Annotated in this window: 29 protein-coding genes; 17 read left to right on the forward strand and 12 right to left on the reverse strand. The window is 57.6% G+C overall.

Annotated features, from left to right (window positions below; translation table 11 throughout):
- Positions 1 to 17 precede the first annotated feature (17 nt).
- Complete coding sequence (locus SP99_RS00105; protein WP_024907384.1) at positions 18 to 365, forward strand: YidH family protein; 348 nt, start codon at positions 18 to 20, stop codon at positions 363 to 365.
- On the forward strand, positions 355 to 702 hold the full coding sequence (locus SP99_RS00110; protein WP_047957405.1) for a DUF202 domain-containing protein: 348 nt from the start codon (positions 355 to 357) through the stop codon (positions 700 to 702). The genes SP99_RS00105 and SP99_RS00110 overlap by 11 nt, the downstream gene beginning before the upstream one ends.
- A gap of 32 nt (positions 703 to 734) precedes the next feature.
- Here SP99_RS00110 and dsdA read toward each other — a convergent pair whose 3' ends face one another.
- On the reverse strand, positions 735 to 2,021 hold the full coding sequence (gene dsdA, locus SP99_RS00115; RefSeq protein ID WP_047957406.1) for a D-serine ammonia-lyase: 1,287 nt from the start codon (positions 2,019 to 2,021) through the stop codon (positions 735 to 737).
- Positions 2,022 to 2,038: 17 nt separating this feature from the next.
- A complete protein-coding gene (dsdX, locus tag SP99_RS00120; protein ID WP_025756988.1) occupies positions 2,039 to 3,376 on the reverse strand; it encodes a D-serine transporter DsdX in 1,338 nt (445 codons plus the stop codon).
- A 204-nt stretch (positions 3,377 to 3,580) separates the two neighbouring features.
- Between dsdX and dsdC the strand changes: the two genes are divergently transcribed.
- Positions 3,581 to 4,507, forward strand: a complete 927-nt coding sequence (gene dsdC / locus SP99_RS00125; protein ID WP_047957407.1) for a DNA-binding transcriptional regulator DsdC — start codon at positions 3,581 to 3,583, stop codon at positions 4,505 to 4,507.
- Between the two features lie 84 nt (positions 4,508 to 4,591).
- Positions 4,592 to 5,680: a cellulase family glycosylhydrolase gene (locus tag SP99_RS22965; RefSeq protein WP_053060125.1), complete on the forward strand. Its 1,089-nt coding sequence runs from the start codon at positions 4,592 to 4,594 to the stop codon at positions 5,678 to 5,680.
- Here SP99_RS22965 and emrD read toward each other — a convergent pair.
- The 4 genes from emrD to tisB form a co-directional block, all read right to left on the reverse strand.
- Complete coding sequence (emrD, locus tag SP99_RS00140; RefSeq protein WP_047959747.1) at positions 5,583 to 6,767, reverse strand: multidrug efflux MFS transporter EmrD; 1,185 nt, start codon at positions 6,765 to 6,767, stop codon at positions 5,583 to 5,585. The two genes, SP99_RS22965 and emrD, sit on opposite strands and share 98 nt — an antisense overlap.
- Positions 6,768 to 6,942: 175 nt before the next feature.
- Entirely contained in the window at positions 6,943 to 7,776 is an 834-nt protein-coding gene (locus tag SP99_RS00145) for a DMT family transporter (protein ID WP_047957409.1), read from the reverse strand.
- Positions 7,777 to 7,838: 62 nt separating this feature from the next.
- A complete protein-coding gene (locus SP99_RS00150; protein WP_047957410.1) occupies positions 7,839 to 8,285 on the reverse strand; it encodes a GNAT family N-acetyltransferase in 447 nt (148 codons plus the stop codon).
- Positions 8,286 to 8,349: 64 nt separating this feature from the next.
- A complete protein-coding gene (gene tisB, locus SP99_RS23400; protein ID WP_020684667.1) occupies positions 8,350 to 8,439 on the reverse strand; it encodes a type I toxin-antitoxin system toxin TisB in 90 nt (29 codons plus the stop codon).
- 484 nt (positions 8,440 to 8,923) lie between these two features.
- Here tisB and SP99_RS00160 point away from each other — a divergent pair, with 484 nt between their 5' ends.
- The 13 genes from SP99_RS00160 to SP99_RS00215 all read left to right on the forward strand — a co-directional run bounded on the left by SP99_RS00160 (position 8,924) and on the right by SP99_RS00215 (position 19,463).
- Positions 8,924 to 9,238, forward strand: a complete 315-nt coding sequence (locus SP99_RS00160; protein ID WP_047957411.1) for a type II toxin-antitoxin system HigB family toxin — start codon at positions 8,924 to 8,926, stop codon at positions 9,236 to 9,238.
- Positions 9,238 to 9,654, forward strand: coding sequence for a helix-turn-helix domain-containing protein (locus tag SP99_RS00165; RefSeq protein WP_047959748.1), 417 nt, complete (start codon positions 9,238 to 9,240; stop codon positions 9,652 to 9,654). Before SP99_RS00160 ends, SP99_RS00165 begins: the two co-directional genes overlap by 1 nt.
- A 111-nt stretch (positions 9,655 to 9,765) precedes the next feature.
- The gene (gene ivbL / locus SP99_RS23405; RefSeq protein WP_071830013.1) at positions 9,766 to 9,864 is read left to right on the forward strand and encodes an ilvB operon leader peptide IvbL; all 99 of its coding nucleotides are present in this window, start codon (positions 9,766 to 9,768) and stop codon (positions 9,862 to 9,864) included.
- A gap of 106 nt (positions 9,865 to 9,970) precedes the next feature.
- Positions 9,971 to 11,659, forward strand: a complete 1,689-nt coding sequence (ilvB, locus tag SP99_RS00170; protein WP_047957412.1) for an acetolactate synthase large subunit — start codon at positions 9,971 to 9,973, stop codon at positions 11,657 to 11,659.
- A 3-nt stretch (positions 11,660 to 11,662) separates the two neighbouring features.
- Entirely contained in the window at positions 11,663 to 11,950 is a 288-nt protein-coding gene (ilvN, locus tag SP99_RS00175) for an acetolactate synthase small subunit (RefSeq protein ID WP_006808802.1), read from the forward strand.
- An 81-nt stretch (positions 11,951 to 12,031) separates the two neighbouring features.
- A complete protein-coding gene (uhpA, locus tag SP99_RS00180; RefSeq protein WP_022646555.1) occupies positions 12,032 to 12,625 on the forward strand; it encodes a response regulator transcription factor UhpA in 594 nt (197 codons plus the stop codon).
- Positions 12,622 to 14,127 carry a signal transduction histidine-protein kinase/phosphatase UhpB gene (gene uhpB, locus SP99_RS00185; protein ID WP_047957413.1) on the forward strand — a complete coding sequence of 502 codons (1,506 nt, stop codon included), beginning with the start codon at positions 12,622 to 12,624 and terminating at the stop codon, positions 14,125 to 14,127. The genes uhpA and uhpB overlap by 4 nt, the downstream gene beginning before the upstream one ends.
- Positions 14,120 to 15,439, forward strand: coding sequence for an MFS transporter (locus SP99_RS00190; protein WP_045285317.1), 1,320 nt, complete (start codon positions 14,120 to 14,122; stop codon positions 15,437 to 15,439). The genes uhpB and SP99_RS00190 overlap by 8 nt, the downstream gene beginning before the upstream one ends.
- Before the next feature lie 140 nt (positions 15,440 to 15,579).
- Positions 15,580 to 16,971: a hexose-6-phosphate:phosphate antiporter gene (gene uhpT, locus SP99_RS00195; RefSeq protein WP_025757000.1), complete on the forward strand. Its 1,392-nt coding sequence runs from the start codon at positions 15,580 to 15,582 to the stop codon at positions 16,969 to 16,971.
- 176 nt (positions 16,972 to 17,147) lie between these two features.
- Positions 17,148 to 17,600, forward strand: coding sequence for a DUF1198 domain-containing protein (locus SP99_RS00200; protein ID WP_047957414.1), 453 nt, complete (start codon positions 17,148 to 17,150; stop codon positions 17,598 to 17,600).
- 102 nt (positions 17,601 to 17,702) lie between these two features.
- Positions 17,703 to 18,893: a purine ribonucleoside efflux pump NepI gene (gene nepI, locus SP99_RS00205; RefSeq protein WP_047957415.1), complete on the forward strand. Its 1,191-nt coding sequence runs from the start codon at positions 17,703 to 17,705 to the stop codon at positions 18,891 to 18,893.
- 56 nt (positions 18,894 to 18,949) lie between these two features.
- On the forward strand, positions 18,950 to 19,225 hold the full coding sequence (locus SP99_RS00210) for a type II toxin-antitoxin system Phd/YefM family antitoxin (protein WP_047957416.1): 276 nt from the start codon (positions 18,950 to 18,952) through the stop codon (positions 19,223 to 19,225).
- Positions 19,197 to 19,463 (forward strand): Txe/YoeB family addiction module toxin, encoded by a 267-nt coding sequence (locus SP99_RS00215; protein WP_041911701.1) that lies wholly within the window; start codon positions 19,197 to 19,199, stop codon positions 19,461 to 19,463. Before SP99_RS00210 ends, SP99_RS00215 begins: the two co-directional genes overlap by 29 nt.
- Position 19,464: 1 nt before the next feature.
- Here the strand turns inward: SP99_RS00215 and SP99_RS00220 are convergent, their stop codons facing one another.
- From SP99_RS00220 to SP99_RS00245, 6 genes are all read right to left on the reverse strand, one after another.
- Positions 19,465 to 20,370 carry a DMT family transporter gene (locus tag SP99_RS00220; protein ID WP_047957417.1) on the reverse strand — a complete coding sequence of 302 codons (906 nt, stop codon included), beginning with the start codon at positions 20,368 to 20,370 and terminating at the stop codon, positions 19,465 to 19,467.
- Positions 20,371 to 20,518: 148 nt separating this feature from the next.
- Positions 20,519 to 21,898 (reverse strand): carbohydrate porin, encoded by a 1,380-nt coding sequence (locus tag SP99_RS00225; RefSeq protein WP_047957418.1) that lies wholly within the window; start codon positions 21,896 to 21,898, stop codon positions 20,519 to 20,521.
- A gap of 137 nt (positions 21,899 to 22,035) precedes the next feature.
- Positions 22,036 to 22,338, reverse strand: a complete 303-nt coding sequence (locus tag SP99_RS00230; RefSeq protein WP_008500136.1) for a PTS lactose/cellobiose transporter subunit IIA — start codon at positions 22,336 to 22,338, stop codon at positions 22,036 to 22,038.
- 11 nt (positions 22,339 to 22,349) lie between these two features.
- Positions 22,350 to 23,723, reverse strand: coding sequence for a glycoside hydrolase family 1 protein (locus SP99_RS00235; RefSeq protein WP_047957419.1), 1,374 nt, complete (start codon positions 23,721 to 23,723; stop codon positions 22,350 to 22,352).
- 17 nt (positions 23,724 to 23,740) lie between these two features.
- Positions 23,741 to 25,066 carry a PTS sugar transporter subunit IIC gene (locus tag SP99_RS00240; RefSeq protein WP_045286460.1) on the reverse strand — a complete coding sequence of 442 codons (1,326 nt, stop codon included), beginning with the start codon at positions 25,064 to 25,066 and terminating at the stop codon, positions 23,741 to 23,743.
- Between the two features lie 11 nt (positions 25,067 to 25,077).
- Positions 25,078 to 25,392, reverse strand: coding sequence for a PTS sugar transporter subunit IIB (locus tag SP99_RS00245; protein ID WP_014830072.1), 315 nt, complete (start codon positions 25,390 to 25,392; stop codon positions 25,078 to 25,080).
- Positions 25,393 to 25,579 lie beyond the last annotated feature (187 nt).

Raw genomic sequence — 25,579 nt, forward strand, 5'->3', positions numbered from 1 at the left:
CACGACAAGGAACCTTCATGAAAATTTCCCGCCTCGGCGAAGCGCCGGACTACCGCTTCTCTCTGGCCAATGAACGCACGTTTTTAGCGTGGATCCGCACCGCACTGGGTTTTCTGGCTGCAGGTGTCGGCCTCGACCAGCTCGCGCCTGATTTCGCCACGCCGTTGATTCGTGAAGTGCTGGCTCTGCTGCTGTGTCTGTTCGCGGGCGTGCTGGCGATTTACGGCTACCTGCGCTGGCTGCGCAATGAGAAGGCGATGCGTCTGAAGCAGGATCTGCCCTATACGCGCGGGCTACTCATCATCAGCGCAATCCTGCTGGCGGTGGCGGGCGTGGTGATGGTGCTGGTGTTTTATGGCGGATAGCCGCAAAGCGCGACGCGAAGCGGACCCCGGCCTGCAGCCGGAGCGGACGTCGCTGGCGTGGCTGCGTACGCTGCTGGGGTATGGCGCGCTGATTGCCCTGGCGATTAAGCACAACTGGCACCGCACCGGGGCGCCGTTCTGGATCTCCGTCGTCGTACTCGCGCTGGTGGCTGTCATTTTATGGCGCTATACCCGCAGCCGTAACCTGATGGACGTGGCGCAGGACGATTTTGTGCAGCCGAAGGCGGTGCGGGATAAGTTCCTGATCGCCCTGGCTGTACTGTCGCTGTCACTGCTGTTTGCGGTCACCCATATTCAGCAAATTTTGAACCTGTAGGCCGGGTAAGGCGCAGCCGCCACCCGGCATAATTACTTCCCTTTCGCCAGATATTTCGCCATCTCCTCTTCCGGTACCATGCCGCCGCCGGTCGCCCACACCAGGTGAGTAACGTTGGCATCGGAATGCATGCGCAGCGGCCCGGCCATCCCCGCCAGCGCGGACGGTTCCAGCCGAATCCCTTCCTCCTGCGCCAGCCAGCCGAGCATGTCGTACATGCTCTGATCGGAGAGCGTGTAGAATCCGTCGAGCAGGCGTTCCATCGCGCGGCCCACGAAGCCAGAGGCGCGCCCTACCGCCAGCCCGTCGGCGGCCGTCAGGTTATCAATGCCCAGGTCCTGCACGGCAATCTCATCGTGCAGGCCGGTGTAGACGCCCAGCAGCATGCATGGAGAGTGCGTGGGCTCCGCGAAGAAGCAGTGGACGTTGTCACCAAAGGCCAGCTTCAGGCCAAACGCCACGCCGCCAGGGCCGCCGCCGACGCCGCACGGCAGATAGACATACAGCGGGTGTTCGGCATCCACCACGCGGCCCTGTTCGGCAAACTGTGCCTTCAGACGCTCGCCTGCAACGGCGTAGCCCAGGAACAGGGTGCGGGAGTTTTCATCATCGATAAAGAAGCAGTTGGGATCGCTTTCCGCCGCTTTGCGTCCCTGCTCCACCGCCACGCCGTAATCCTGCTCATATTCCACGACGATGACGCCATGGCTGCGCAGTTTGGCTTTTTTCCACTCGCGGGCGTCGGCAGACATATGCACCGTCACCTTAAAGCCAATGCGTGCGCTCATGATGCCGATGGACATCCCCAGGTTGCCGGTGGAGCCCACCGCGATGCTGTACTGGCTAAAGAAGTCCTTAAAGCGCGGCTCCAGCAGAATGCTGTAGTCGTCTTCGACGCTCAGCAATCCGGCTTCCAGCGCCAGTTTTTCCGCGTGGGTCAGCACCTCATAGATGCCGCCGCGCGCTTTAATCGAGCCGGAGATCGGCAGATGGCTGTCTTTTTTCAGCAGCAGCGTGCCGGGAATGGCTTTGCCAGATTCTTTCTCCAGACGTGCCTGCATTGCCGGAATGGCGACCAGTTCGGATTCAATTATCCCCTTCGTGGCGGCTGTCTCCGGGAAGGCTTTCGCCAGATACGGTGCGAAGCGGTTGAGACGCGCATGCGCGTCGTCCACGTCGGCTTTGGTCAGCCCGACATAGGGCAGCCCCTCAGCCAGCGTGGTGGTACGCGGGTTAAGCCAGGTGGTTTCTTTCAGGGCAATCAGATCCTCAACCAGAGGAAACTGTGCGGTTAAAGTGGTGATAGTTGCGTTTTCCATAATACGTCTCTTCGCGCTCAGATAATGAAAGAAAGCAGGAATGTGCCGCCAAGTGCAAGCACCGAGGCGATAAACGTCGCCGTCGTATAGTATTTGAAGGTCTCATGCAGGGTCGCGCCGCAGTATTGCTTCACCAGCCAGAAGAGAGAATCGGTAACGATCGTGCAGCCAATGGCGCCAGAACCGATGGCAATGGTAATGATCTCCGGGCTGACGTTGGGGTAGAGCGGCAGCATCGGCGCGACGATAGCCGTCGCCCCCATCATCGCCACCGTGGCGGAGCCGACGGCGGCATGCAGCACCAGCGCCACCAGCCAGGCGAGCAGGATTGGGTGCATGTGCAGGTTCGAGAGAATATGCGCCAGGGAGTCCGCCAGCCCGCTGGTTTTGAGGATGGCGTTGAACGCACCGCCCGCACCGATAATCAGCAAAATATTGGCGATAGAGCCAAACCCGTGCTCCGTATGGGTCAGCATGGCGCCCATGCCCATATGCTGGCGGATCCCCAGCAGGTAGTAGGCGACAAACACGGCGATAAACATCGCGGTGATCGGGTTGCCGATAAATTCCAGCAGGGTATACAGCGTGCTTTCTTTCGCCATATTCAGCTCAGCGACGGTCTTCACCAGCATCAGGGCAATCGGCAGCAACACCGTGAACAGCGTGGCGCCCAGCGACGGCAGGGTATGTTCTTCCCGCACCTTCAGGTCTGAAAATTCCGCCGGAACCGGTTTATATGGCAGACGGTTGCCGAGCAGCTTCAGGAACAGCGGGCCGCCGACCAGAGACGCCATCAGGCCCACCAGCAAACCATAGACAATCACCGTTCCGACGTCCGCCCCCAGCTTGTTGGTGACAAACAGCGCAGCCGGATGCGGCGGCACCACGCAGTGCACCGCCATCAGCGCGGTACAGAGTGGAATGGCAAGCTTAAGCAGCGAGGTGTTGGTCTTTTTAGCGATGGAAAACGCCAGCGGGATCAGCAGAACCACGCCCACTTCCACGAACAGCGTAATGCCGCAGATCAGGCCTACCAGTACCATAATCACGTCTGCTGACAGCCAGCGGCAGCGCTGCAAGGTCATCCCGATGCGCTCTGCCGCGCCGGAAACCTCCATCATCTTGCCCAGAATGGTGCCAAGACCAATCACCGCCGCCAGGAAGCCCAGCGTACCGCCAATACCGCTCTCAATGGCGTTTACCATATCCAGTGGGCTCATCCCCATCATTGCGCCGACGAAAAAACTCGCCAGCAGCAGCGCGAGGAACGGGTGAAACTTCAGTTTTACGATGGTTAAAACAATCAACACAATGCTGATAAGCAGCGTTGTCACAACCCAGACCGGCGATCCCATATTTCACCTCACCCTTATATCATTTGCGGGTATTGGACGAAAAAACGGCGTGGGCTGACAAACGATATAAATTGCCGTTCAGGTGAGCCAGATTGAACCAACTGAGTGACTGAACTCTAAAAAGTGCAGTAATTTCGCCGTTGGTTCACATAAATTCACCCTCACACGGTATGCTGAGGGCAGAAATAACGTGTGAGAATTGTGATGATCGATGCGAATGACGCCAGAAACCGGCTGTTAAACGGCTGGCAGCTGTCAAAAATGTACACCTTTGAAGTGGCCGCCCGGCATGAGTCCTTCGCCCTGGCGGCGGCGGAACTCTCGCTCAGTCCCAGCGCGGTGAGCCACCGCATCAACCTGCTGGAAGAGGAGCTGGGCATTCAGCTGTTTGTCCGCTCGCACCGTAAAGTGGAGCTGACGCAGGAGGGAAAACGGGTTTACTGGACCCTTAAATCGTCCCTCGACACCCTGAATCAGGAAATTCTGGACATCAAAAATCAGGCGCTATCCGGTACGCTGACGGTCTACTCCCGCCCGTCAATCGCCCAGTGCTGGCTGGTACCCATGCTGGGAGATTTTACCCGCCGCTACCCGTCGATATCCCTCACCATCCTGACCGGCAATGATTACGTGAACATGCAGCGAACCGGTATCGATCTGGCGCTCTATTTCGACGATACGCCATCAAACCACCTGTCTCATCACTTTCTGATGGATGAAGCGATTTTGCCCGTCTGTTCGCCGGCGTATGCCCGCGAGCATGAGCTGCTGAAAAATCCCCATAATCTCAGCCATTGTACGTTACTGCACGACCGTCAGGCCTGGAGCAATGATTCCGGCACGGATGAGTGGCTGAGCTGGGCGCAGCATTTCGCGGTGACGATGCCGCCATCATCGGGTATTGGTTTCGATCGCTCGGACCTGGCCATTATCGCGGCCATGAATGACGTGGGGGTGGCGATGGGGAGAAAGCGGCTGGTGCAAAAGCGGCTTGAGCGGGGTGAGCTGATTGCACCGTTTGGCGAAAAGACCCTCAAATGCCATCAGCATTACTACGTCTCAACGCTACCTGGCCGTCAGTGGCCGAAAATTGATGCCTTTATTGGCTGGCTGAGAGAGCGGGTAAGCTGAAGAATTATTACGCTTTGACGCTACACCAAATGTGAAAAAGCGTGCTAAATACAGGTAATGCTTTCGATTTATCCAGGGTAAACCGTGTTAAAGCCTCTCATTGCTACCGCGTTAATGATCACCTCCGGCTGGGCCATTGCCGCTGAGCCGCCGCTGACGGCTGCCCGTTATGCGCAACAGCTGGGCGTCGGGATGGATGTGGACTGGGCGCGCACCGAGCGCGGTATTCGCGAGTTTGACCCGCTGGTGGTCCGCGATTTTCGGGCTAAAGGCATTACCCACGTGCGCATCCGCGTCGCGGATGAACCGACAGAGGCACGGCTGATCCACCTGCGTAAGCTGGTAGAAGCCTGCGAACAGTATGGCGTGATCCCGATCATCGCCTATCAGGCTGATGAATATAAAAACGACCCGAAAGCTGACAACGAGAAAGAGGCGATCAACTGGTGGATTGCTGTGGCGCACTATTTCGGTCAGAGCTTCCCGCTGCTGGGGTTTGACCTTATTTATGAGCCGGCTGACAAGCTTAATCACAATCTGGCGTCGTTAAACCACGTCTATGAAAAAAGCATCAAAGCGATCCACGACATCGACCCGCAGCGCATGATCTTCATCGCACCGCGCCTGCGCGCCGCGCCGGAGGATTTAACCAGCCTGAAGCTGCCTGCCCATAGCCAGAACTACCTGCTGGCAGAATGGCATATTTTCCCATGGGGACCGATGAAAAATAACGGTAAATACCCGTGGACGTCCGGCACGGCGGCGGAAAAAGCGGCTATTCATAGTCGCATTACGACGGCGCTGCGCTGGCAGCAAAAAACCGGACACGTCAGCTGGGTGGGGGGCTGGGGCGTGGGGGAGTCAAACCGCTTTACACCGACCGCCTCGCAAATGGCCTTCGCCACCTTTATGGCCTGTGAGCTGCAAAAGGCGAAAATTCCGTACGCGATCAACGCGGATTTCCAGTTTTACGACGGAGAAGAGGGCGCCTGGCGGCCTGCGCCAGAGCCGTTGTTACAGGCCATGATCGCCCCTGTCTGTGAAAAGCCCGGCGAGAAGCCGGGCCATCATGCAGTTAAACCGGCTGCTCGTGATGCGGAACACGCGACGCCAGCGGCAGCCAGCAAAGTAAAATCAGCAGCCCCATCAGCGTCATCAGCAGGCCCAAACTAGACTGCCCGGTCTGCGGCATCATCGCCGAGAGCCAGGCCAGCGCGCCGGAACCGATATTCTGCAAACCACCTACCAGCGCGCCCGCCGTACCTGCGAGGAACGGGAACGGCTCCATCGCGCCGCTGGTGGCAAGCGGGAACAGCATGCCCGCACCGAAGAAGAACAGTGCCGCCGGGATCAGCAGCGTCCAGACGGTCATCACACCGAACAGCCCCGGGATCCACATCATCAGGCCTGCCAGCAGGCAGCTGATCACCGACTGCCACATCAGCGTTGAGAAACGCTTGTTCTGACGTCCGGCGAACCATGCCCCGAAGAATGCCGCCGGTATCGGCAGAATAAACAGAATACTGACCACCATACTGCTCAGGCCAAGACCTGCGCCCAGCAGCACGCCGGAGCAGGCTTCAAACACCGCAATGCCCGCCAGACCGCCGATCAGCATCAGCAGGTAACAGGTAAACGACCCGTTGCCGAACAGCGTTTTATAGCTGGCGATGAGCTTCGTGCGCGGTGCGTCCTGAGGGCGGGTTTCCGGCATCCAGCGCGCCATGCTGAAGGTGACAATCACACAGAGCACCAGCAGGAAGGCGTAGCAGGCGCGCCAGGACCACATGGTGTCCAGCAGGCCGCCGATCAGCGGCGCCAGCAGCGGGCTAACCAGAATACCCATATTCAACAGGCTGTTGGCATGGCGGAGCTGGGTGCTCTGATACATGTCACGCGGTAAGGTTCGTGCCATCACCCCACCGACGCCGGTACCAACACCCTGCAGGGCGCTGGCGGCAATCAATATGGTCAGGCTGTGGGTGGTGATGGCAATCACCGTCGCGACCATGAAGATGCACATGCCTGTCAGAATGACCGGGCGGCGGCCGATACGGTCGGAGAGCGGCCCGTAGAATAATTGCGACACGCCATAGGTCAGCAGGTAGGCCGCCATCACGCTTTGTACTGCGCCCTCGCGGACGTTTAGTTCCTTTGCCATGTCGGCAATCGCCGGAATGTAGATGGTTTGCGCCATCTGACCGACGGCCACCAGTAACACCAGCATCAACAATAAGTTAACGTTCCTTTGTTTTTTCATGTCGCTGAATACTTTTGCCAAAAGAGAAAAATGAAGAATAAGTGACTATGCATTCCCATAAATGCGCGAGGAATCTACCACAGTGAGATGACAAATTGAGCATTACTGTGATGAATGGAGAAACAGAAAAAGGCAGGATTTGTAAACAAGATCGGCAACTAATGTTGCCAGTGATTTACGCGAGGCGCAGCAGGATCGCGCCACCCGCAATACCCAGCGCCGCGGCAATGCGCAGACCCGCAACCTTCTCTTTTAACAGCACAAACGCGATCAACGCCCCGAAGAGAATGGAGGTTTCACGCAGCGCGGCGACCACTGCCAGCGGGGCCTGTGTCATTGCCCATAGCGCCAGGCCATATGAGCCCATAGTCCCCACGCCGCCGAGTAACCCCTTTTTCCAGTGCAGACGGAGATAGCTGGACGCTTCACGCCGACGCGCCACCATCGCCCAGCACAGCAGACAGAAGCCGTTCATAAAGAAGGTCCACAGCGTGTAGCCCAGCGCGGAGTCGGATAAACGCACACCGGTGCCATCTACCAGCGTATACCCGGCGATAAAACAGGCGTTCAGCAGCGCCAGCCAGATCCCTTTTCGGGACTGCATGCGTCCGTTCATCGCCATGGCCAGGATCGACAGACAGATCACCCCGATGCCGGACCAGGCAAGCCACGAGAGACTATCGCCGAGCACCAGCACGCTTACCAGCGCCACCAGCAGCGGTGCGGTACCGCGCATCAGCGGATAGGTCTGGCTCATATCCGAGACCTGATAGGTCTTCGCGACCAGAACCGTATACACCACCTGTAAGGCGCAGGAGACGATCAGGAACGACCAGCTGGCGGCGGAGGGCTGAGGAGAGAAAGGCAGTAATACCAGAGCGATTAGCGTGGCGGAGCCGCTGACGCTGATCGCAGAATAGAGCTTGTCCGTTCCGGCTTTGACAATGGCGTTCCAGCTGGCATGCAGCAGTGCGGCGAAGAGTAAAATGCAGAAAACGGTGATGGTCATGGCGTATCGGATGGTGAATTGTCACTCAACTGTAACATTCACAACCCGATGCTGCCAGCCGCTCAGACCGCGCAGAAAAGACGGTGCGTCACCCGAGGTTCGTCAGACACCAGCCTGAAGCCCGCCTGGTGATAGAAGCCATACGCGCTGTCCGGCGCATGGGTATTGAGAAAATCAAACCAGATGCTGGCATCGGCCATCACCACGCTTAAAAGCTGTTTGCCAATGCCCATCCCGCGGCACTTCTCGCTGACGTAGAGATGGCGAATACGCCCGGCGCGTGGCTGCTGGCTGAACGGATCGCGGTTAAGCCCGCACACGCCCACCAGCCTGCCGTTAAGAAACGCCCCCAGCAGCTTTTCACCCGGCGCGTTAAAGCGGTTTTCGCCGCGTCGCCAGTTCTCTTCCAGCCTGCGCAGCATGTTGAAATTCAGTGCGATACTCTCCGCCTTCAGGGCGATGTACCCCGGCTCTTCTGGGGTAACAGGCTCAATTAACAGACGCGACATAGCATTCCCTCGTTATTAAAGAGGGGCGGTTGCCCGCCCCTCTCAGGTGCGACTTGAACCTGAATCACCGAAGGTATTTCAGGACAGCATCAAGCAGTTGCAGTACTGCAACAATGAGTTTGAGGATAAGTATCACCATATCCACTACGCTCATACGCGTCTCCTTTTGGTTAAAAGGAGCACGATGCTGGCGTACCTTTCCGCCGCCTGTTGCCAGCACCTGGATTGACGTAACACAGTGTGCTCACTTCAGGGGTTAAGGCACTGACGGCACCACCCGTTTCAGCCAGGACTTCGTTGCGCCGGTAGAACTGCGGCCCCCTTGCTCACTGCGAACACCTTCAGTATAGATAAATACTGTATGCATGAACAGTATTTTGTGGACAAAATCTGGAAGGCGATCCATACTCAAAAACGTCAAAATCCGTGCCTCAATTGCGCGTTCGTCTTCGATCGCGTATACTTTTTGCGTTGACGTAACACAGTGTGTTCTGCGGCGACCAACCGCAAGACCCTGATAAAAACCTCGCTCCGGCGGGGTTTTTTGTTTTCTGAGCAACCTGGAAAAATGCCTGTTGACTTATTGGCAATGAATGTCATCATTGCCATAATGGCAACGGACGCGGCAGGCATGCAGTATGCATTTAATCTCGATGAAATCTATTTTGGATGCGGTAACCCACTTTCCGCAGCATAAGGAAGAACTCCTCTTTCTGGGTCGCACCATAGAAAAGAGTCATTGCGCAACGCCTGCTGCGCTGAAGAAACTTTTTCCGACGCTTGATAATTTTAAGTATCTGGATAAGCATTATGTTATTGATATTGCAAACAACAATCTCAGAGTAGTGGCTCTCATCTTCTTTGAAAGCCAAAAGTTTTATGTGCGCCATGTTTTTACTCATAAGGAATATGACCGTTTTACGGAGAAACATCGCACTAAGGGGAAGAAATGATGATCGTCGCTGATGCAATGAAAGCTACGCATGCCCTTGTTGAGGCCGTTCCTTTACTGGGTGAACAGCCGAGCGAGAAAGATTATAAGGATGCGCTTGAACTGGTTGAGTATCTGCTCATGAACGAGCCCAATAGCCCCTTGCTGGATATTGTGTGCGCCAGAATCAACCGTTTCGAAGCCAACCGGCCAGAGATCGTCGCATTACGCAAGGAGATGGAGTCCGTTCCTGTCGGAATCGCGGTTTTAAGAACCTTGATGGATCAATATAAACTGACAATATCAGATTTTCAGGACGAAATTGGCAGTAAATCAATGGTTTCACGGGTTTTGAATGGCCAGAGACAACTTACTCTGAACCATATTAAAAAGCTGTCGGCCAGATTTGGGGTATCACCTGCGCTGTTTATTGAGTAAACGAAACGTGATCCCTGACGCATTTTTGCGCAGATGAAAATATTTCCATTGTCACGCTGAAAAACCTGTGTTTGTATAAATCCACTCAATGATTCCAAACACAGGTCCCCAATGACTGCATCCATGAACACCGCGACCCTACTAAAAACTGCGCAACCAGCCGCAGTGGTCGTCGTGCGTGTGGTGGTGGTCGTCGGCAATGCGCCGTAGGGACTGGATCAACACACGAATCCAAAACCCCGCCGGCGCAAACCGGGCGGGGTTTTTCGTTTATGACCCTCCCCGGAACGTCGGCCCAGAAGAAAAGGACTGGAGCATGGCAAGTTCGGGCACAACATCCACCAGGACGCGTTTTACTGGCGCGCAGTTAATCGTTCACTTACTGGAACGGCAGGGCATTACCACGGTTGCGGGCATCCCGGGCGGCACGGTGCTGCCGCTGTACGATGCGTTAAGCCAAAGCACGCAGATCCGCCACGTGCTGGCGCGCCACGAGCAGGGCGCAGGCTTTATCGCTCAGGGGATGGCGCGGACCCAGGGCAAACCGGCAGTCTGTATGGCCTGCAGCGGCCCGGGGGCGACTAACCTGGTGACCGCCATCGCCGACGCGCGTCTCGACTCTATTCCGCTGATCTGCATTACCGGCCAGGTGCCTTCTTCAATGATCGGTACCGATGCGTTCCAGGAAGTGGACACCTACGGCATCTCTATCCCCATCACCAAACATAACTATTTAGTTCGCGACATCACCGAGCTTCCTCAGGTTATCAGCGATGCGTTCCGCATTGCGCAGTCCGGCCGCCCGGGCCCGGTGTGGATAGACATTCCTAAGGATGTCCAGACCGCAGAGATTGAGATCGACGTTCTGCCGGAACCGGGCGAGCGTGCCCCCGCGCCGGAATTCAGCGCGGAGAGCGTGCGCGACGCCGCCGCCATGATCAATGCCGCCAAACGTCCGGTGCTCTATATGGGTGGCGGGGCAATCAACGCCGCGGATGAAATCCGTCAGTTCGCTGAAAAAGCCAATCTGCCCACCACCATGACCCTGATGGCGCTCGGCATGCTGCCAAAAGCGCACCCGCTGTCCCTGGGCATGCTGGGGATGCACGGCGCACGCAGCACCAACTACATCCTGCAGGAGGCGGATTTACTGATTGTTATGGGCGCGCGTTTTGATGACCGGGCGATTGGCAAAACCGAGGAGTTTTGCCCGAATGCCAAAATTATCCACGTGGATATCGACCGCGCTGAGCTCGGCAAAATCAAACAGCCGCACGTGGCGATTCAGGGGGATGTGGCGGAAGTGCTGACGCAGCTGATCCCGCAGACGGACGCAACCGACCGCGCCGACTGGCGTCAGCTGGTGGCCGATTTGCAGCGCGAGTTCCCGGGTGCCATCCCAACAGAAGGCGACCCGCTGAGCCACTACGGGCTGATTAACGCCGTGGCCGCCTGTGTGGACGACAGCGCGATTATTACCACCGACGTTGGCCAGCATCAGATGTGGGCCGCGCAGGCTTACCCGCTGAACCGTCCGCGCCAATGGCTGACCTCCGGTGGCCTGGGGACCATGGGCTTCGGCCTGCCGGCGGCAATCGGGGCGGCGCTGGCGAATCCGGACCGCAAGGTCATCTGCTTCTCCGGTGACGGCAGCCTGATGATGAACATTCAGGAGATGGCCACCGCCGCCGAAAACCAGTTAGACGTGAAAATTATCCTGATGAACAACGAGGCGCTGGGGCTGGTACACCAGCAGCAGAGTCTGTTCTACAAGCAGGGCGTGTTTGCCGCGACCTATCCGGGGATGATTAACTTTATGCAGATTGCCGCCGGTTTTGGCCTGCACACCTGCGATCTGAACGCCGAAGAAGATGCCCACGCAGCGCTGCAGGAGGCGATTTCGCGTCCGGGCCCGGCGCTGATCCACGTGCGTATCGACCCTGAACAAAAAGTGTATCCGATGGTGCCGCCAGGTGCGGCAAATACTGAGATGGTGGGGGAATAAGCCATGCAGAAACAACATGAAAACGTCATTCTGGAACTCACCGTCCGCAACCACCCTGGCGTCATGACCCACGTCTGCGGGCTGTTTGCCCGCCGGGCGTTTAACGTGGAAGGCATTCTTTGTCTGCCCATTCAGGGCAGCGAACACAGCCGCATCTGGCTACTGGTTAATGACGACCAGCGTCTGGAGCAGATGATGGCGCAGATCGACAAGCTGGAAGACGTCACCAAAGTGGCGCGCAACCAGTCCGATCCCACCATGTTTAACAAAATTGCGGTGTTTTTCGAATAGATCGCTTAAGGTAAGCGTCTTTCGCTCTTGTAGGCCGGATAAGCGCAGCGCCATCCGGCTTTTCAGACCGCAGGAATAGACATGACCACCATCGCTCTCATCGACGACCACCTTATCGTCCGCTCCGGATTTGCCCAGCTTTTAAACCTCGAACCGGATTTTCAGGTCGTGGCCGAGTTTGGCTCCGGTCGTGAAGCGCTGGCTGGCCTGCCGGGGCGCGGGGTGCAGGTGTGTATCTGCGATATCTCGATGCCGGATCTCTCGGGTCTTGAACTGTTAAGCCAGCTGCCGAAAGGAATGGCGACGATCATGCTTTCGGTCCACGACAGCCCGGCGCTGGTGGAGCAGGCCCTTAACGCGGGGGCGCGCGGATTCCTCTCTAAACGCTGCAGCCCGGACGAGCTGATTGCCGCCGTGCGCACCGTCTCCACCGGCGGCTGCTATCTGACGCCGGATATCGCCATCAAGCTGGCGGCCGGACGTCAGGATCCGCTTACCCGGCGCGAACGTCAGGTGGCAGAGAAGCTTGCCCAGGGCATGTCGGTGAAAGAGATTGCCGCCGAGCTGGATCTGTCGCCGAAAACCGTCCACGTACATCGCGCCAACCTGATGGAAAAACTCAACGTCAGTAACGACGTTGAGCTGGCCCGCCGCATGTTCGACAGCTGGCAATGAGTCCCGTCTTTTCGCGGCTGATCGCCGTCGTTGCCAGCTTCTTTATCTTCTCCGCCGCCTGGTTCTGCCTGTGGAGCATCAGCCTGCATCTGGTGGAACGTCCGGAGCTGGCGGTACTGCTCTTTCCCTTTGGCCTGCGTCTGGGGCTGATGCTGCAATGCCCGCGCGGCTACTGGCCTGTTCTGCTGGGCGCAGAGTGGCTGATGCTGGTCTGGCTGGCGCAGGAAGTCTCCCTCGCGCATCTGCCTTTATTGATGACCGGAAGCCTGCTCACGCTCCTCCCGGTTGCGCTTATCTCCCGCTATCGCCACCAGCGCGACTGGCGCACCCTGCTGCGCCAGGGGGCGGCGCTGATTGCTGCCGCGCTGCTGCAGTCCCTGCCGTGGGCGGGTGATAAGGAGATGCTTAACGCGCTGCTGCTGACCCTGACCGGCGGCTTGACCCTTGCCCCGACCTGCCTCGTCATCTGGCACTACCTCACCAGCACCGTCTGGCAGCCGCTTGGCCCGGCGCTGGTCTCGCAACCGGTGAACTGGCGTGCCCGGCACCTCATCTGGTATCTGCTGCTGTTTGTGGTGAGCCTATGGCTGCAGCTTGGCCTACCCGCCGAACTTTCACGTTTTACGCCATTTTGTCTGGCGCTGCCGATCATCGCCCTGGCCTGGCACTACGGCTGGCAGGGGGCATTGATCGCGACTCTGATGAACGCCATCGCCCTGATTGCCAGCCAGACCTGGCACGATCATCCCGTGGACCTGCTGCTCTCCCTGCTGGCCCAGAGCCTGACCGGATTGCTACTGGGGGCGGGCATCCAGCGTCTGCGCGAGCTGAACCAGTCCCTGCAGACCGAGCTGGCGCGCAACCGGCGTCTGGCGGAGCGCCTGCTGGAGACGGAAGAGAGCGTGCGGCAGGAGGTTGCCCGCGAGCTGCACGATGATATCGGCCAGACCATCACCGCCATCCGCACCCAGGCGGGCATTGTCCAGCGTCTGGCGGCGGAAAACGCAGGCGTGAAGCAGGGCGGGGCGCATATCGAACAGCTCTCTCTTGGCGTGTACGACTCGGTGCGACGTCTGCTGGGCAGGTTGCGTCCGCGCCAGCTCGACGATCTCTCGCTGGAGCAGGCGGTACGCTCTCTGATGCGTGAGATGGAGCTGGAACGCCGCGGCATTGTCAGCCATCTCGACTGGCGCATTAATGAAGCCACCCTGAGCGAAGGCCAGCGCGTGACGCTGTTCCGCGTCTGTCAGGAAGGGCTGAACAATATTGTCAAACACGCCAACGCCAGCGCGGTGACGCTGCAGGGCTGGCAGCAGGAGGAAAGCCTCAGGCTGGTGATTGAAGACGACGGTTGCGGCCTGCCGCCGGGCTCCGGCCAGCAGGGCTTTGGCCTGGCGGGCATGCGGGAGCGCGTGAAGGCGCTGGGCGGCACGCTGAGCATCTCCTGCACCCACGGGACGCGCGTCAGCGTCAGCCTGCCGCTAAGGAGCCACCATGTTTAAAACCCCGGCTAACGCCGCGCCGATAGGCAACAAAGCGGAAATCGACGCCCGCTACCGCTACTGGCGTCGCCATATCCTGATCACCATCTGGCTCGGCTACGCGCTGTTCTACTTCACCCGCAAAAGCTTCAACGCCGCCGCGCCGGAGATCCTCGCCAGCGGCGTAATGACCCGCACCGATATCGGCCTGCTGGCGACGCTGTTTTACATCACCTACGGCCTGTCGAAGTTCTTCTCCGGCATCGTCAGCGACCGCTCCAACGCCCGCTACTTTATGGGCGTTGGGCTGATTGCGACCGGCGTAGTGAATATCCTGTTTGGCTTCTCCACCTCACTGTGGGCCTTTGCCCTGCTGTGGGCGCTGAACGCCTTTTTCCAGGGCTGGGGCGCGCCGGTCTGCGCCCGTCTGCTCACCGCCTGGTACTCCCGCAACGAGCGTGGCGGCTGGTGGGCCGTCTGGAACACCGCGCATAACGTTGGCGGGGCGCTGATCCCGATAGTTGTCGGCGCGGCGGCGCTACACTACGGCTGGCGCGCGGGGATGATGATTGCCGGTGGCCTGGCGATTGTCGCCGGGCTGTTCCTCTGCTGGCGGCTGCGCGACAGGCCGCAAACCGTCGGCCTGCCCGCGGTGGGCGACTGGCGGCACGACGAGATGGAAATGGCGCAACAGCAGGAGGGGGCGGGGCTGACGCGTAAAGAGATCCTCACCAAATACGTCTTGTTAAACCCTTATATCTGGCTGCTCTCGCTCTGCTACGTGCTGGTCTACGTGGTGCGTGCAGCCATCAACGACTGGGGCAATCTGTACATGTCCGAGACGCTCGGCGTGGACCTGGTCACCGCCAACTCCGCGGTGACGATGTTCGAACTGGGCGGGTTTATCGGCGCGCTGGTGGCGGGCTGGGGCTCGGATAAGCTCTTCAACGGCAACCGCGGCCCAATGAACCTGATTTTCGCGGCCGGGATATTACTTTCCGTCGGCTCGCTGTGGCTGATGCCGTTCGCCAGCTACGTGATGCAGGCGGCGTGCTTCTTCACCACCGGTTTCTTCGTCTTCGGCCCGCAGATGCTGATCGGCATGGCGGCGGCTGAGTGTTCGCACAAAGAGGCGGCGGGTGCGGCGACGGGTTTTGTCGGGCTGTTTGCCTACCTCGGCGCGTCGCTCTCCGGCTGGCCGCTGGCGCGGGTGATCGACGTCTGGCACTGGAGCGGTTTCTTCGCGGTGATCGCTATCGCGGCAGGGATCTCTGCGCTGCTGCTGCTGCCGTTTTTGCACGCGCAGGCTCCGCGCGAGGCGAGTGAAGCGTGATGCGCCTCACCTTTTCGCCCCGAGTGGCGCAAAACTAGGAAATTTTCCCGGTTTTACCTGGACGCTGTCTCAGGCGTCTCTCCGGGCTGATTTTTACAATGCCTGCCATTCGCAGGTAAAAATCAGCTCAGGAGCAAACCATGCTGGCCTTCCTCAATCAGGTGCGCAAGCCGACCCTGGATCTGCCGCTCGACGTGCGGCGCAAGATGTGGTTCAAACCGTTCATGCAGTCCTATCTGGTGGTCTTCATCGGCTACCTGACCATGTACCTGATCCGCAAAAACTTTAACATCGCGCAGAACGACATGATCTCGACCTACGGGCTGAGCATGACGCAGCTGGGGATGATCGGTCTGGGCTTCTCCATCACCTACGGCGTGGGGAAAACCGTTGTTTCCTACTACGCGGACGGCAAAAACACCAAGCAGTTCCTGCCATTTATGCTGATCCTCTCCGCTATCTGTATGCTTGGCTTCAGCGCCAGCATGGGCGCGGGCTCCGTCAGCCTGTTCCTGATGATCGCCTTCTACGCCCTGAGCGGTTTCTTCCAGAGCACCGGCGGGTCGTGCAGCTACTCCACCATCACCAAATGGACCCCGCGCCGCAAGCGTGGCTCGTACCTCGGCATGTGGAACATCTCCCACAACCTCGGCGGGGCAGGTGCGGCTGGCGTGGCGCTGTTCGGCGCAAACTACCTGTTCGACGGCCACGTGATCGGCATGTTTATCTTCCCGTCGATTATCGCCCTGATTGTCGGCTTTATCGGCCTGCGCTTCGGCAGCGACTCCCCGGAATCTTACGGCCTTGGCAAAGCCGAAGAGCTGTTCGGCGAGGAGATCAGCGAAGAGGACAAAGAGACCGAAGAAAACGAGATGACCAAATGGCAGATCTTTGTTGAGTACGTGCTGAAAAACAAAGTGATCTGGCTGCTCTGCTTCTCGAATATCTTCCTGTACGTGGTGCGCATCGGTATCGACCAGTGGTCTACCGTGTATGCCTTCCAGGAGCTGAAGCTTTCTAAAGAGGTGGCGATTCAGGGCTTCACCCTGTTTGAAGTGGGCGCGCTGGTCGGCACGCTGCTCTGGGGCTGGCTCTCGGATCTCGCCAACGGTCGTCGTGCGCTGGTGGCCTGCATCGCGCTGGCGCTGATTATTGCTACCCTGGGCGTTTACCAGCATGCCAGCAACCAGTACGTTTACCTGGCGTCCCTGTTCGCGCTCGGCTTCCTGGTGTTTGGTCCACAGCTGCTGATCGGCGTGGCGGCAGTCGGCTTCGTTCCGAAAAAAGCGATCGGTGCCGCCGACGGGATTAAAGGCACCTTCGCCTACCTGATCGGCGACAGCTTCGCCAAGCTGGGTCTGGGGATGATCGCTGACGGCACGCCAATTTTCGGCCTCACCGGCTGGGCGGGCACCTTTGCCGCGCTGGATGCGGCAGCCATCGGCTGTATCGTCCTGATGGCGATGGTCGCGGTGCTGGAGGAACGTAAAATTCGCCGGGAAAATCGCGCGCAGAAATTAAAAATAGCCTGAGTGTGCAGGTAACTTCTTTGCCCGGTGTGTGATGCCGGGCTTTTTTATATTAACGCCCCGGCGTTAATGCCTTATATCCCCTTCTGCAAGGTCTTTTCCGTTCACTATTATGGCGCCGCCCGCTGTTGACGCCCTGCGTTTCCCGCTATGATGAGCGGCTATTCTAAGGAGAACGCATGGTCTGGATAATGCTGGCAACGCTTGCCGTGGTGTTTGTGGTTGGGTTTCGTGTCCTGACCTCTGACTCCCGCCGCGCCATCAAACGCTTAAGCGAACGTCTGGGGATCACCCCAATGCCTGTCGAGTCGATGATCGACCAGTTCGGTAAAACGCCCGGCAATGAGTTTATCCGCTATCTTGAACGCCCTGACGAAGCGCATCTGCAAAACGCGGCACAGGTGCTGCTCATCTGGCAGGTCTGCATCGTCGACGGCAGCGAAGAGAACCTGCACACCTGGCACCGCATGCTGCGTAAAGCCCGTCTGGCCGCGCCAATCACTGATGCGCAAATCCGCCTGACGCTCGGCTTTATGCGCGAAATGGAGCCCGACCCGCAGGAGCTGAATGCCTTCCAGCTACGCTATAACCAGCTCTTCCTGCCGGAAGAGGGGGTGTTTTACCTGCACTGATCCCCTGTCAAAACGTCAAAAGTTGTCTAAACGTTAAATCCATCACACTTTTGGTGATAAACTGCGCGACTTTTCCGCACGTTTTTATCTTCAGGTGACGCCATGACAGAACATATCCAGCCCTCGACCAGACCGCAGACCAAAGAGGTTACTCGGCCCAACTGGTCGGCGGTTTTTTCCGTGGCGTTCTGCGTCGCCTGTCTTATTACCGTCGAGTTTTTACCGGTCAGCCTGCTGACGCCGATGGCGCAGGATCTGGGCATTTCCGAGGGCGTGGCAGGGCAGTCCGTTACCGTGACCGCGTTTGTGGCGATGTTTGCCAGCCTGTTTATCACGCAGGTCATTGGCGCGATTGATCGCCGCAAAGTGGTCATTCTCTTCAGCGTGCTCCTGACGCTCTCCTGTCTGCTGGTCTCTTTCGCGGAGAGCTTCACCCTGCTGCTGCTCGGTCGCGCCTGTCTGGGTCTGGGGTTGGGCGGTTTCTGGGCAATGTCCGCCTCGCTCACCATGCGTCTGGTGCCGGCGCGCACCGTGCCGAAAGCCCTCTCCGTTATCTTTGGCGCAGTCTCCATCGCGCTGGTGATTGCCGCGCCGCTGGGCAGTTTTCTCGGCGGGATTATCGGCTGGCGTAACGTCTTTAACGCGGCGGCGGTAATGGGGCTGCTCTGCATCATTTGGGTGTGGAAAGCGCTGCCGTCGCTGCCGGGCGAAGCGGCGCACCATAAGCAGAACATGTTCGCGCTGCTGAAGCGCCCTGGTGTGCTGGCGGGGATGACCGCCATCTTTATGGCTTTTGCCGGGCAGTTTGCCTTCTTCACCTATATCCGCCCGGTGTTTATGACCATGGCGGGTTTTGACGTCGATGGCCTGACGCTGGTGCTCCTGAGCTTCGGTATCGCCAGCTTTGTCGGCACCTCGCTGTCGTCCCAGTTCCTGAAACGCTCGCTGAAAGTGGCGCTGGCGGGGGCCCCGCTGGTGCTGGCTCTCAGTGCCGCGGTGCTGATTCTGTGGGGTAGCGATAAATGGGTCGCCTCGGCGATTGCGATTATCTGGGGCTTTGCCTTTGCGCTGGTGCCGGTTGGCTGGTCGACGTGGATCACCCGCTCGCTTGCCGATCAGGCGGAGAAAGCCGGGTCGATTCAGGTGGCGGTGATTCAGCTGGCGAACACCTGCGGCGCGGCGGTGGGCGGCGTTGCGCTCGACCACCTTGGTCTGACGTCACCCCTGGTGATTTCCGGCACGCTGATGCTGCTGACGGCGCTGCTGGTGGCAGGGAAGGTAAAGACACGTTGATTGATAAATAATCACCTTGCCGATATACTTGTACCGTAACTTGTACAGGAGGAAGTATGCAGGTTGTGACGTTTACCGAAGCACGAAGCCGACTCAAAGATGTGTTGGACGACGTGAATGACAACGTGGAGACAACCATCATCAGCCGTCGTAACGGGGGTGATGCGGTAGTGATGTCTCTGCAGCACTACAACTCAATGATGGAAACCATCCATCTGATGAGTTCGCCTGCCAACGCCAGCCGACTGATGGAGTCAATCGAGCAGGCAAACACGGGAAAAACCACGCAGAGGGATCTGATAGATGACCAGGCTACTGATTTGGACCGATAACGGCTGGGACGATTACCTGTGGTGGCAGGAGCAGGACAAGAAGACGCTTCGCAGAATCAATAAACTGATTGAGGATGCAAAGCGCCAGCCCTTCGATGGCTTGGGTAAGCCGGAACCCCTTAAAGGCAACCTTTCCGGATACTGGTCCCGGCGGATCAACGACACTGACCGTCTGGTTTACGGGGTGTCGGATAGCGCTCTCACCATTCTGATGTGTCGCTATCACTATTATTCATAAATCACGCCGGGGCTTTCACCCGTCTTCTCGAATCCATCGAAATCAACACCACCGACGACACAATCAGCAGCGTCCCCAGCCAGTCGGGCAGGGTGAACGCCACGCCCAGCAGCATCACCGACAGTAACGCGCTGCTCAGCGGCTCGGCGCAGCTCAGAATGCTCGCCTTCGGCCCGCCGATCATCTGCGCGCCTTTCAGATACAGGCTGAACGTCAGCGCCGTGCCGATCACCACCAGGTAGAAAAATGCCAGCAGCAGGCTGCTGTCGATCACAAACGTGGTGCCGCGTCCGGCATAAAACGGCGTCAGCATTAACCCTGCAATCAACATACTCCAGCCGACAATCGGCAGCGTGCCGTAGCGGGCAATCAGCGTTGACGGGTAGGTGGTGTAAAACGCGGCGGCAAAGGCCGAGGCAATGCCAAAGAACAAGGCTGCAGGGGAGATGGAGAGCGAAGTGGGATCGCCATGGGTCACCAGCAGGAACGTTCCGACAAGCGAGGTCACGATCGCGGACAGGACAAACACGCCGGGGCGCTTTTTGCGTGCCAGCGCGAACCACGCCACGATAATGGTCGGCGACAGAAACTGCAGCACGGTAGCGGTAGCGGCGTTGGATTTTTCAATCGTCAGCAGGAAGGTGAGCTGTACGGTAAGCGCACCAGCCAGCGAGAAAAACAGCAGACTAAGGGCGTCTTTGCGATGTTTGATGACCGAGAAAATCTTGTCGCCGTGAACGAAGGAGAGGGTCAGCAGGATCACGCCGGTAAACAGCAGGCGAATCATCGTCAGGTAAGGCGAAGAGATCTGGCTTTTCTCCATGATGTACTGCGCGCACACCCCTGAACTGCCCCATAAAACGGCGGCGATCAGGACGTTTAACATCCCTTTACGTGTGGAACCCATGTTCTCCCCTGCTATGTTGTCGTTAATTCGGTCAACAGCATAGCATGATGGGGTGCGGCATGGTGCCCTCACCCCGTCCCTCTCCCACGGGGAGAGGGAGCAAACACTAAAAACGGCAACTATCGTTGCCGTTTTGCGTCTATCTTGCTTAGAACCACGCCTCCCACATTGCGCCGACGTTGAAGTCGTCCAGCGTTTCGTCTTTGGTGTTGTTCACGCGGGCAGTGCGTTCGTTATCCACTTTGCCGCCGGTTACGTAGAAGCGCAGCATCGGACGGAACTCCGGCCCCATGGCGATCGACATGTTCTGCGAGAGGGTCAGCTTCCAGCCCTTGTTATCGCCGCCGTTGTCGTAATCCACATGCTGCCAGCCCGCTTCCAGCCAGGTGGAGTGGACGTCGTTCCACCAGTGCATCGGACGGACAATGGCGTTGTAGTTCTTACGGTTGTCCGTTTTATCACGGCTGTTGTCGTAGTCGTGGAAGGCGAGGATATACTCCACCTGAGTCTGCGGAGTGAATTTGTGCAGCCCTTCGAAGCTGGCGTAAACCGTGGTCAGATCTTCGGTTTTATTAAACACGCTGTTGTCCGCGTTATCGGAGTAACGGGCAATCACCTTATTCACGCCGCTGTCGTTGGTGTGGCTCAGCACCACGCCGCCCTGCCAGGCGTTCAGACGCTCGTCACTTTCAACCGCTTTTGAGTCAAAGCCGTAGTTGGCGTACAGCTCCAGATCCAGCGGACCGACCTTCATGCCGTGGATTTTTGAAGTCGCGGCGTAGTTGCCTTTGTCGCCCGTGCCGGAACCGCCGGTACAGGTGATGCGCGACGGGTTCGCTTCATCTTCCAGCACTTCCGGGCTACAGGATTCCACCGCCGCCACGGCGGCCACGTCGAACTGCACGCCGCCGATGTCGAAGTTCTTCACCCCGGCGCCCTGGCCGTCGTGGTTCATCCAGAAGTAATCGTTGATGCCCTGCTGCGGACGCTGGTGGAAGTCACGACCGGCCCAGAAATAGGCGTTCGGGTTGGAGGCCATAATGTTGGTTACACCGGCGTAGGCTTTTTTCAGGTTAACTTCATCGCCCCAGTGGTCGATCATCACGTTGATGTCCCAGATGGCGCCGTTGTCACCCTTGAAGGCTTTGGAGAGCTGGAATTCGCCGCCGTTGCCTTCGTTACCCAGACGACCAATGGCAGATGCCCCGTTATAGGAGCCGTCTACCGCCACATACTTCTGGTCAGCAGCCTGGAAGTGCGCGCCGTAGCGGGCGTAGCCGGTAAATTTAATGCCGAACGGAATGGCCATATCCGGAGATTGCGCCGCGCTTTGCGGCTCGGTGACCACGTCGGCTTTTTTCGCCACGGCGGCATCCATTTTGGCCTGGCGTTCGGCCAGGGCTTTATCTACCGCTTTTGCCACAATGGCGTCGATTTGCTCCTGCGTAAATTCCTGGGCGAGGACAGAAATTGGGCAAAGCGCGGCGATAACCGCCATGGTTAATGGAAGTTTTTTAATCGTATTCATGGTTATCTCAATATAGTTTAGTTTTATTCAGACAATAACCATCCCGCTCCGATCTGACAGAGTATGTCGCTATCATCAGAACAAGTGGAATTCTATTTTAGGTACAGAGGTATTACATTAATTTATTTCGCCATAGATTATCTCTGATATAAATGGATTATTTCTTCAGACAATTCACGCGCTAATAGCGAATTCATTAAATGATCCTGGGCGTGAACCATAATTAAGGTCATCGGCTGACGGGCTTCACCCGCATCCTGCTCAATAAGTTTGGTCTGCATCTTGTGCGCCTGTCGCGCGTAGCCATCGGCTTCACGCAGCAGGCTTTTGGCTTCGTCAATGTTGCCCTGCCGCGCAGCGTGCAGTGCTTCAAAGCACAGGCTGCGCGACTGACCCGCATTGACGATGATTTCCATAACCGCTTCTTCTAAGGCAATCATCATCTCTCTCTTTAGATATCGAAACTATTATTTAATGAGGTGGCGGCAAACCACTCTCCGCTCTTTTTAAGGGTGCGCTGCTGCGTTTTCAAATCGAGCTGGATAAATCCATAGCGATTTTTATACGCATTGCACCACGACCAGTTATCAATAAAGGTCCACATATGATAACCGAGGCAATTGCACCCTTCGCTAATACCTTTATGCAGCCAGGTTAAATGCCCGGAAATAAAATCAATGCGGTATTGATCGTTTATCTGGCCATTTTCAATAAAGCGCTGCTCATTTTCGACGCCCATACCGTTTTCAGAAATAAAACAGCGTGGATTGCCGTAATTGTCGCGCAGGTTAACCAGAATATCGTAAATACCCGGTTCGTAGATTTCCCAGCCACGGTACGGGTTCATCTTGCGGCCTGGCATCTCGTAGTTTTCAAAGAACCACTCCGGCATAAACGGTGCCTGCGGGTTCACCGCGCTGTCACGACACTTCACGCGACGCGGCTGGTAGTAGTTAATGCCGAGCAGGTCGATTTTCCCTTCCGCAATCAGGAGACTGTCTTCCGGTTTACAGGCAGGCAGTTGATTGTGGGTTTTCAGCAACGCCACCAGGTCGGCCGGATACTCCCCGCGCAGAACCGGGTCGAGGAAGCTGCGGTTAAACATCAGGTCGGCCACGTGCGCCGCTTTGACGTCCGCCGGGTTTTGCGAGCGCGGGTACGACGGCGTCAGGTTCAACACGATACCGATCTCCCCGGCATAATGGCCCGCACGGTAGGCCTGAACGGCCTTCGCATGGGCCAGCACGGTGTGGTACGCCACGGTGGCTGCCCGGCGGAAATCCACCACGTTCGGGTAATGGAAGTCGTACAGATAACCGCCTTCCACCGGGACGATCGGCTCGTTGAAGGTAAACCAGTGCAGCACGCGATCGCCAAACAGGTCGAAGCAAACCTGCGCATAGCGGGCGTAAGCCTCCACCACGTCACGGTTTTCCCAGCCGCCGATCTCCTGCATCGCCATCGGCATGTCGAAGTGGAACAGGGTGATAAACGGCGTAATGCCCTGTTCGATCAGCTCATCAATGACCTGATTATAAAATTCGACTGCCTTCGGATTCACTTCACCGATACCGTCGGGGATCAGGCGCGCCCAGCTTATGGAAGTGCGAAAGCTGTTGTGATTCAGCTGCTTTAACAGCTGAATGTCCGTTTTCCAGTGTTGATAAAACGTGGAGGTCTGCTGCGGCCCCACGCCGTTGTGAAAACGGTTCGGCTCGCGGGCAAACCAGTAATCCCATGTGGTTTCACCCTCTCGTGTCCCTTCGGTCTGGAGAGCGGAGCTTGCGCTGCCCCACCAGAAATTATCGGGAAAGGTATATTTCATGACGCGTCCTCTTTGACTTAATGGCTTGCGGTCTCAGCGGCTCCGACGGTTGCCTGAGCCTTCTGCTCTTCGTTTTTCATCAACGTACGCTCGTAAGCGCGCAGGAACGGCAGGTACATCAGCGCTGACATCACCATACAAACGAGACACATCACCACCGGGCTCAGCGCCCAGTTGGCGGCCCATGAGGCGCCAATGGGCGCGGGCGTGGTCCACGGCGTGAGCGACACTACCTGTGCCAGCCAGCCCAGTCTGGTTGCCGCCCAGGCCAGGCAGGCGTTCACCAGTGGAACGCACACGAACGGAATAAACAGCATCGGGTTCATGATGATCGGCGCGCCGAACAGGATCGGCTCGTTGATGTTAAAGAAGCTTGGCACAACGCCCATTTTGCCGATAGTGCGTAAGTGCGTTACGCGGCTACGCAGCAGCAGGAAGGCCAGCGGCAGCGTAGAACCGACGCCGCCAATCAGCAGGTAGTGATCCCAGAAGCCCTGCAGGTAGACGTGCGGCAGCGCCGCGCCGGCCGCCAGTGCCGCCTGGTTGGCCGACAGGTTCGCCATCCAGAACGGGTTCATGATGCCGGTGACAATCAGCGAGCCGTGAATACCGGCAAACCAGAAGATCTGGCACAGCAGCACGGAGAGCAGAATGGCTGGCAGGGAGTCAGACGCAGAGACCAGCGGCTCCAGCAGGTGCATTATCGCCTGCGGAATAATCATCCCGGTCTGCGCCTCAATAAACAGGTTCAGCGGGTGCAGGGTACCGATCACCACCATCACCGGGATCAGGATCTCAAACGACCGCGCCACGCCGGTCGGGACTTCTTTCGGCAGACGAATGGTGACGTTGTTCTGCTTCAGCCACGCATAGACGCGAGTAGCGTAAATCGCGGTGATCAGAGCGGTAAAAATCCCCTGACCGGAAAGATACTGGGTGGAGATCTTACCGTCGGCATACGGTGCGGCGACCAGCAGGAAGGCCATGAAGGCCAGCAGGCCGGACATCACCGGGTCAAGGTTAAACTGACGTCCCAGGCTTGCCCCAATTCCCACCGAGATGAAAAAGGTCATGACGCCCATGCTGAGGTTAAACGGCAGCATCAACTGCTCGCGGTAGGTCTGGGAGAAATCCAGCCAGCCGCGGGCGAAGCTGTTGGTGGTGTCCGCCGAAAACGGCGGGAAGATGAACACCAGCATAAACGAGCCGATGATCATAAACGGCAGCGCGGCGGTAAAGCCGTCGCGGATGGCAATCACATACTTTTGCTGGCCGAGCTTCGCGGCCAGCGGGGTAATTGACTGCTCAATCACCGCGACCATGGATTGATATAACGAACTCATGAGAACACCTTTTAGTGTGCCGCTTCGATGAGCGACAGAGCATAGTCCAGTACCTTATCGCCACGTTGCATGCCGTAGTCCATCATATCGATGGGCTGGACGGGAATGCCTTTGGTGGCCGCCTTGTCTGAGAGTGTCTGTAACATGTATTTCACTTGCGGTCCGAGAAGGACAACCTGGTATTGCGGAAACTGCGTATCAAATTCGGAAACGCCATACGCATCAATTTTTACCGGCAAACCCCGTTCTTTCGCGACATCGACCATTTTGCTGACCAGCAGGCTGGTGGACATCCCGGCAGAGCAGCAGAGCATAATCTTGAACATCGACAACCATCCTCAAAATGTAAATAGATATTGCGCTGATGATTGGATATCAGATGGAAACCGGTTTCCATTCATAAAAAGCAGAAGTGTGATACTCATCAAGATCCCTTACTTATGAGGCTAATTAACCCGATGCGTGTCACACTATTTGGTTGTTTTGACATCATTTTGAGTGGAAACGGAAAAT

The organism is Enterobacter sp. BIDMC92 (genome assembly GCF_001030225.1).
GTDB classification, from domain to species: Bacteria; Pseudomonadota; Gammaproteobacteria; order Enterobacterales; family Enterobacteriaceae; genus Enterobacter; species Enterobacter sichuanensis.

Excerpts from the sequence above, each read along its gene's own strand:
- SP99_RS00105 (WP_024907384.1), top strand. The coding sequence starts at position 18 with ATGAAAATTTCCCGCCTCGGCGAAGCGCCGGACTACCGCTTCTCTCTG.
- SP99_RS00110 (WP_047957405.1), top strand. The coding sequence starts at position 355 with ATGGCGGATAGCCGCAAAGCGCGACGCGAAGCGGACCCCGGCCTGCAG.
- dsdA (WP_047957406.1), bottom strand. The coding sequence starts at position 2,021 with ATGGAAAACGCAACTATCACCACTTTAACCGCACAGTTTCCTCTGGTT.
- dsdX (WP_025756988.1), bottom strand. The coding sequence starts at position 3,376 with ATGGGATCGCCGGTCTGGGTTGTGACAACGCTGCTTATCAGCATTGTG.
- dsdC (WP_047957407.1), top strand. The coding sequence starts at position 3,581 with ATGATCGATGCGAATGACGCCAGAAACCGGCTGTTAAACGGCTGGCAG.
- emrD (WP_047959747.1), bottom strand. The coding sequence starts at position 6,767 with ATGAAAAAACAAAGGAACGTTAACTTATTGTTGATGCTGGTGTTACTG.
- SP99_RS00145 (WP_047957409.1), bottom strand. The coding sequence starts at position 7,776 with ATGACCATCACCGTTTTCTGCATTTTACTCTTCGCCGCACTGCTGCAT.
- SP99_RS00150 (WP_047957410.1), bottom strand. The coding sequence starts at position 8,285 with ATGTCGCGTCTGTTAATTGAGCCTGTTACCCCAGAAGAGCCGGGGTAC.
- tisB (WP_020684667.1), bottom strand. The coding sequence starts at position 8,439 with ATGAGCGTAGTGGATATGGTGATACTTATCCTCAAACTCATTGTTGCA.
- SP99_RS00160 (WP_047957411.1), top strand. The coding sequence starts at position 8,924 with ATGCATTTAATCTCGATGAAATCTATTTTGGATGCGGTAACCCACTTT.
- SP99_RS00165 (WP_047959748.1), top strand. The coding sequence starts at position 9,238 with ATGATCGTCGCTGATGCAATGAAAGCTACGCATGCCCTTGTTGAGGCC.
- ivbL (WP_071830013.1), top strand. The coding sequence starts at position 9,766 with ATGACTGCATCCATGAACACCGCGACCCTACTAAAAACTGCGCAACCA.
- ilvB (WP_047957412.1), top strand. The coding sequence starts at position 9,971 with ATGGCAAGTTCGGGCACAACATCCACCAGGACGCGTTTTACTGGCGCG.
- ilvN (WP_006808802.1), top strand. The coding sequence starts at position 11,663 with ATGCAGAAACAACATGAAAACGTCATTCTGGAACTCACCGTCCGCAAC.
- uhpA (WP_022646555.1), top strand. The coding sequence starts at position 12,032 with ATGACCACCATCGCTCTCATCGACGACCACCTTATCGTCCGCTCCGGA.
- uhpB (WP_047957413.1), top strand. The coding sequence starts at position 12,622 with ATGAGTCCCGTCTTTTCGCGGCTGATCGCCGTCGTTGCCAGCTTCTTT.
- SP99_RS00190 (WP_045285317.1), top strand. The coding sequence starts at position 14,120 with ATGTTTAAAACCCCGGCTAACGCCGCGCCGATAGGCAACAAAGCGGAA.
- uhpT (WP_025757000.1), top strand. The coding sequence starts at position 15,580 with ATGCTGGCCTTCCTCAATCAGGTGCGCAAGCCGACCCTGGATCTGCCG.
- SP99_RS00200 (WP_047957414.1), top strand. The coding sequence starts at position 17,148 with ATGGTCTGGATAATGCTGGCAACGCTTGCCGTGGTGTTTGTGGTTGGG.
- nepI (WP_047957415.1), top strand. The coding sequence starts at position 17,703 with ATGACAGAACATATCCAGCCCTCGACCAGACCGCAGACCAAAGAGGTT.
- SP99_RS00210 (WP_047957416.1), top strand. The coding sequence starts at position 18,950 with ATGCAGGTTGTGACGTTTACCGAAGCACGAAGCCGACTCAAAGATGTG.
- SP99_RS00215 (WP_041911701.1), top strand. The coding sequence starts at position 19,197 with ATGACCAGGCTACTGATTTGGACCGATAACGGCTGGGACGATTACCTG.
- SP99_RS00220 (WP_047957417.1), bottom strand. The coding sequence starts at position 20,370 with ATGGGTTCCACACGTAAAGGGATGTTAAACGTCCTGATCGCCGCCGTT.
- SP99_RS00225 (WP_047957418.1), bottom strand. The coding sequence starts at position 21,898 with ATGAATACGATTAAAAAACTTCCATTAACCATGGCGGTTATCGCCGCG.
- SP99_RS00230 (WP_008500136.1), bottom strand. The coding sequence starts at position 22,338 with ATGATTGCCTTAGAAGAAGCGGTTATGGAAATCATCGTCAATGCGGGT.
- SP99_RS00235 (WP_047957419.1), bottom strand. The coding sequence starts at position 23,723 with ATGAAATATACCTTTCCCGATAATTTCTGGTGGGGCAGCGCAAGCTCC.
- SP99_RS00240 (WP_045286460.1), bottom strand. The coding sequence starts at position 25,066 with ATGAGTTCGTTATATCAATCCATGGTCGCGGTGATTGAGCAGTCAATT.
- SP99_RS00245 (WP_014830072.1), bottom strand. The coding sequence starts at position 25,392 with ATGTTCAAGATTATGCTCTGCTGCTCTGCCGGGATGTCCACCAGCCTG.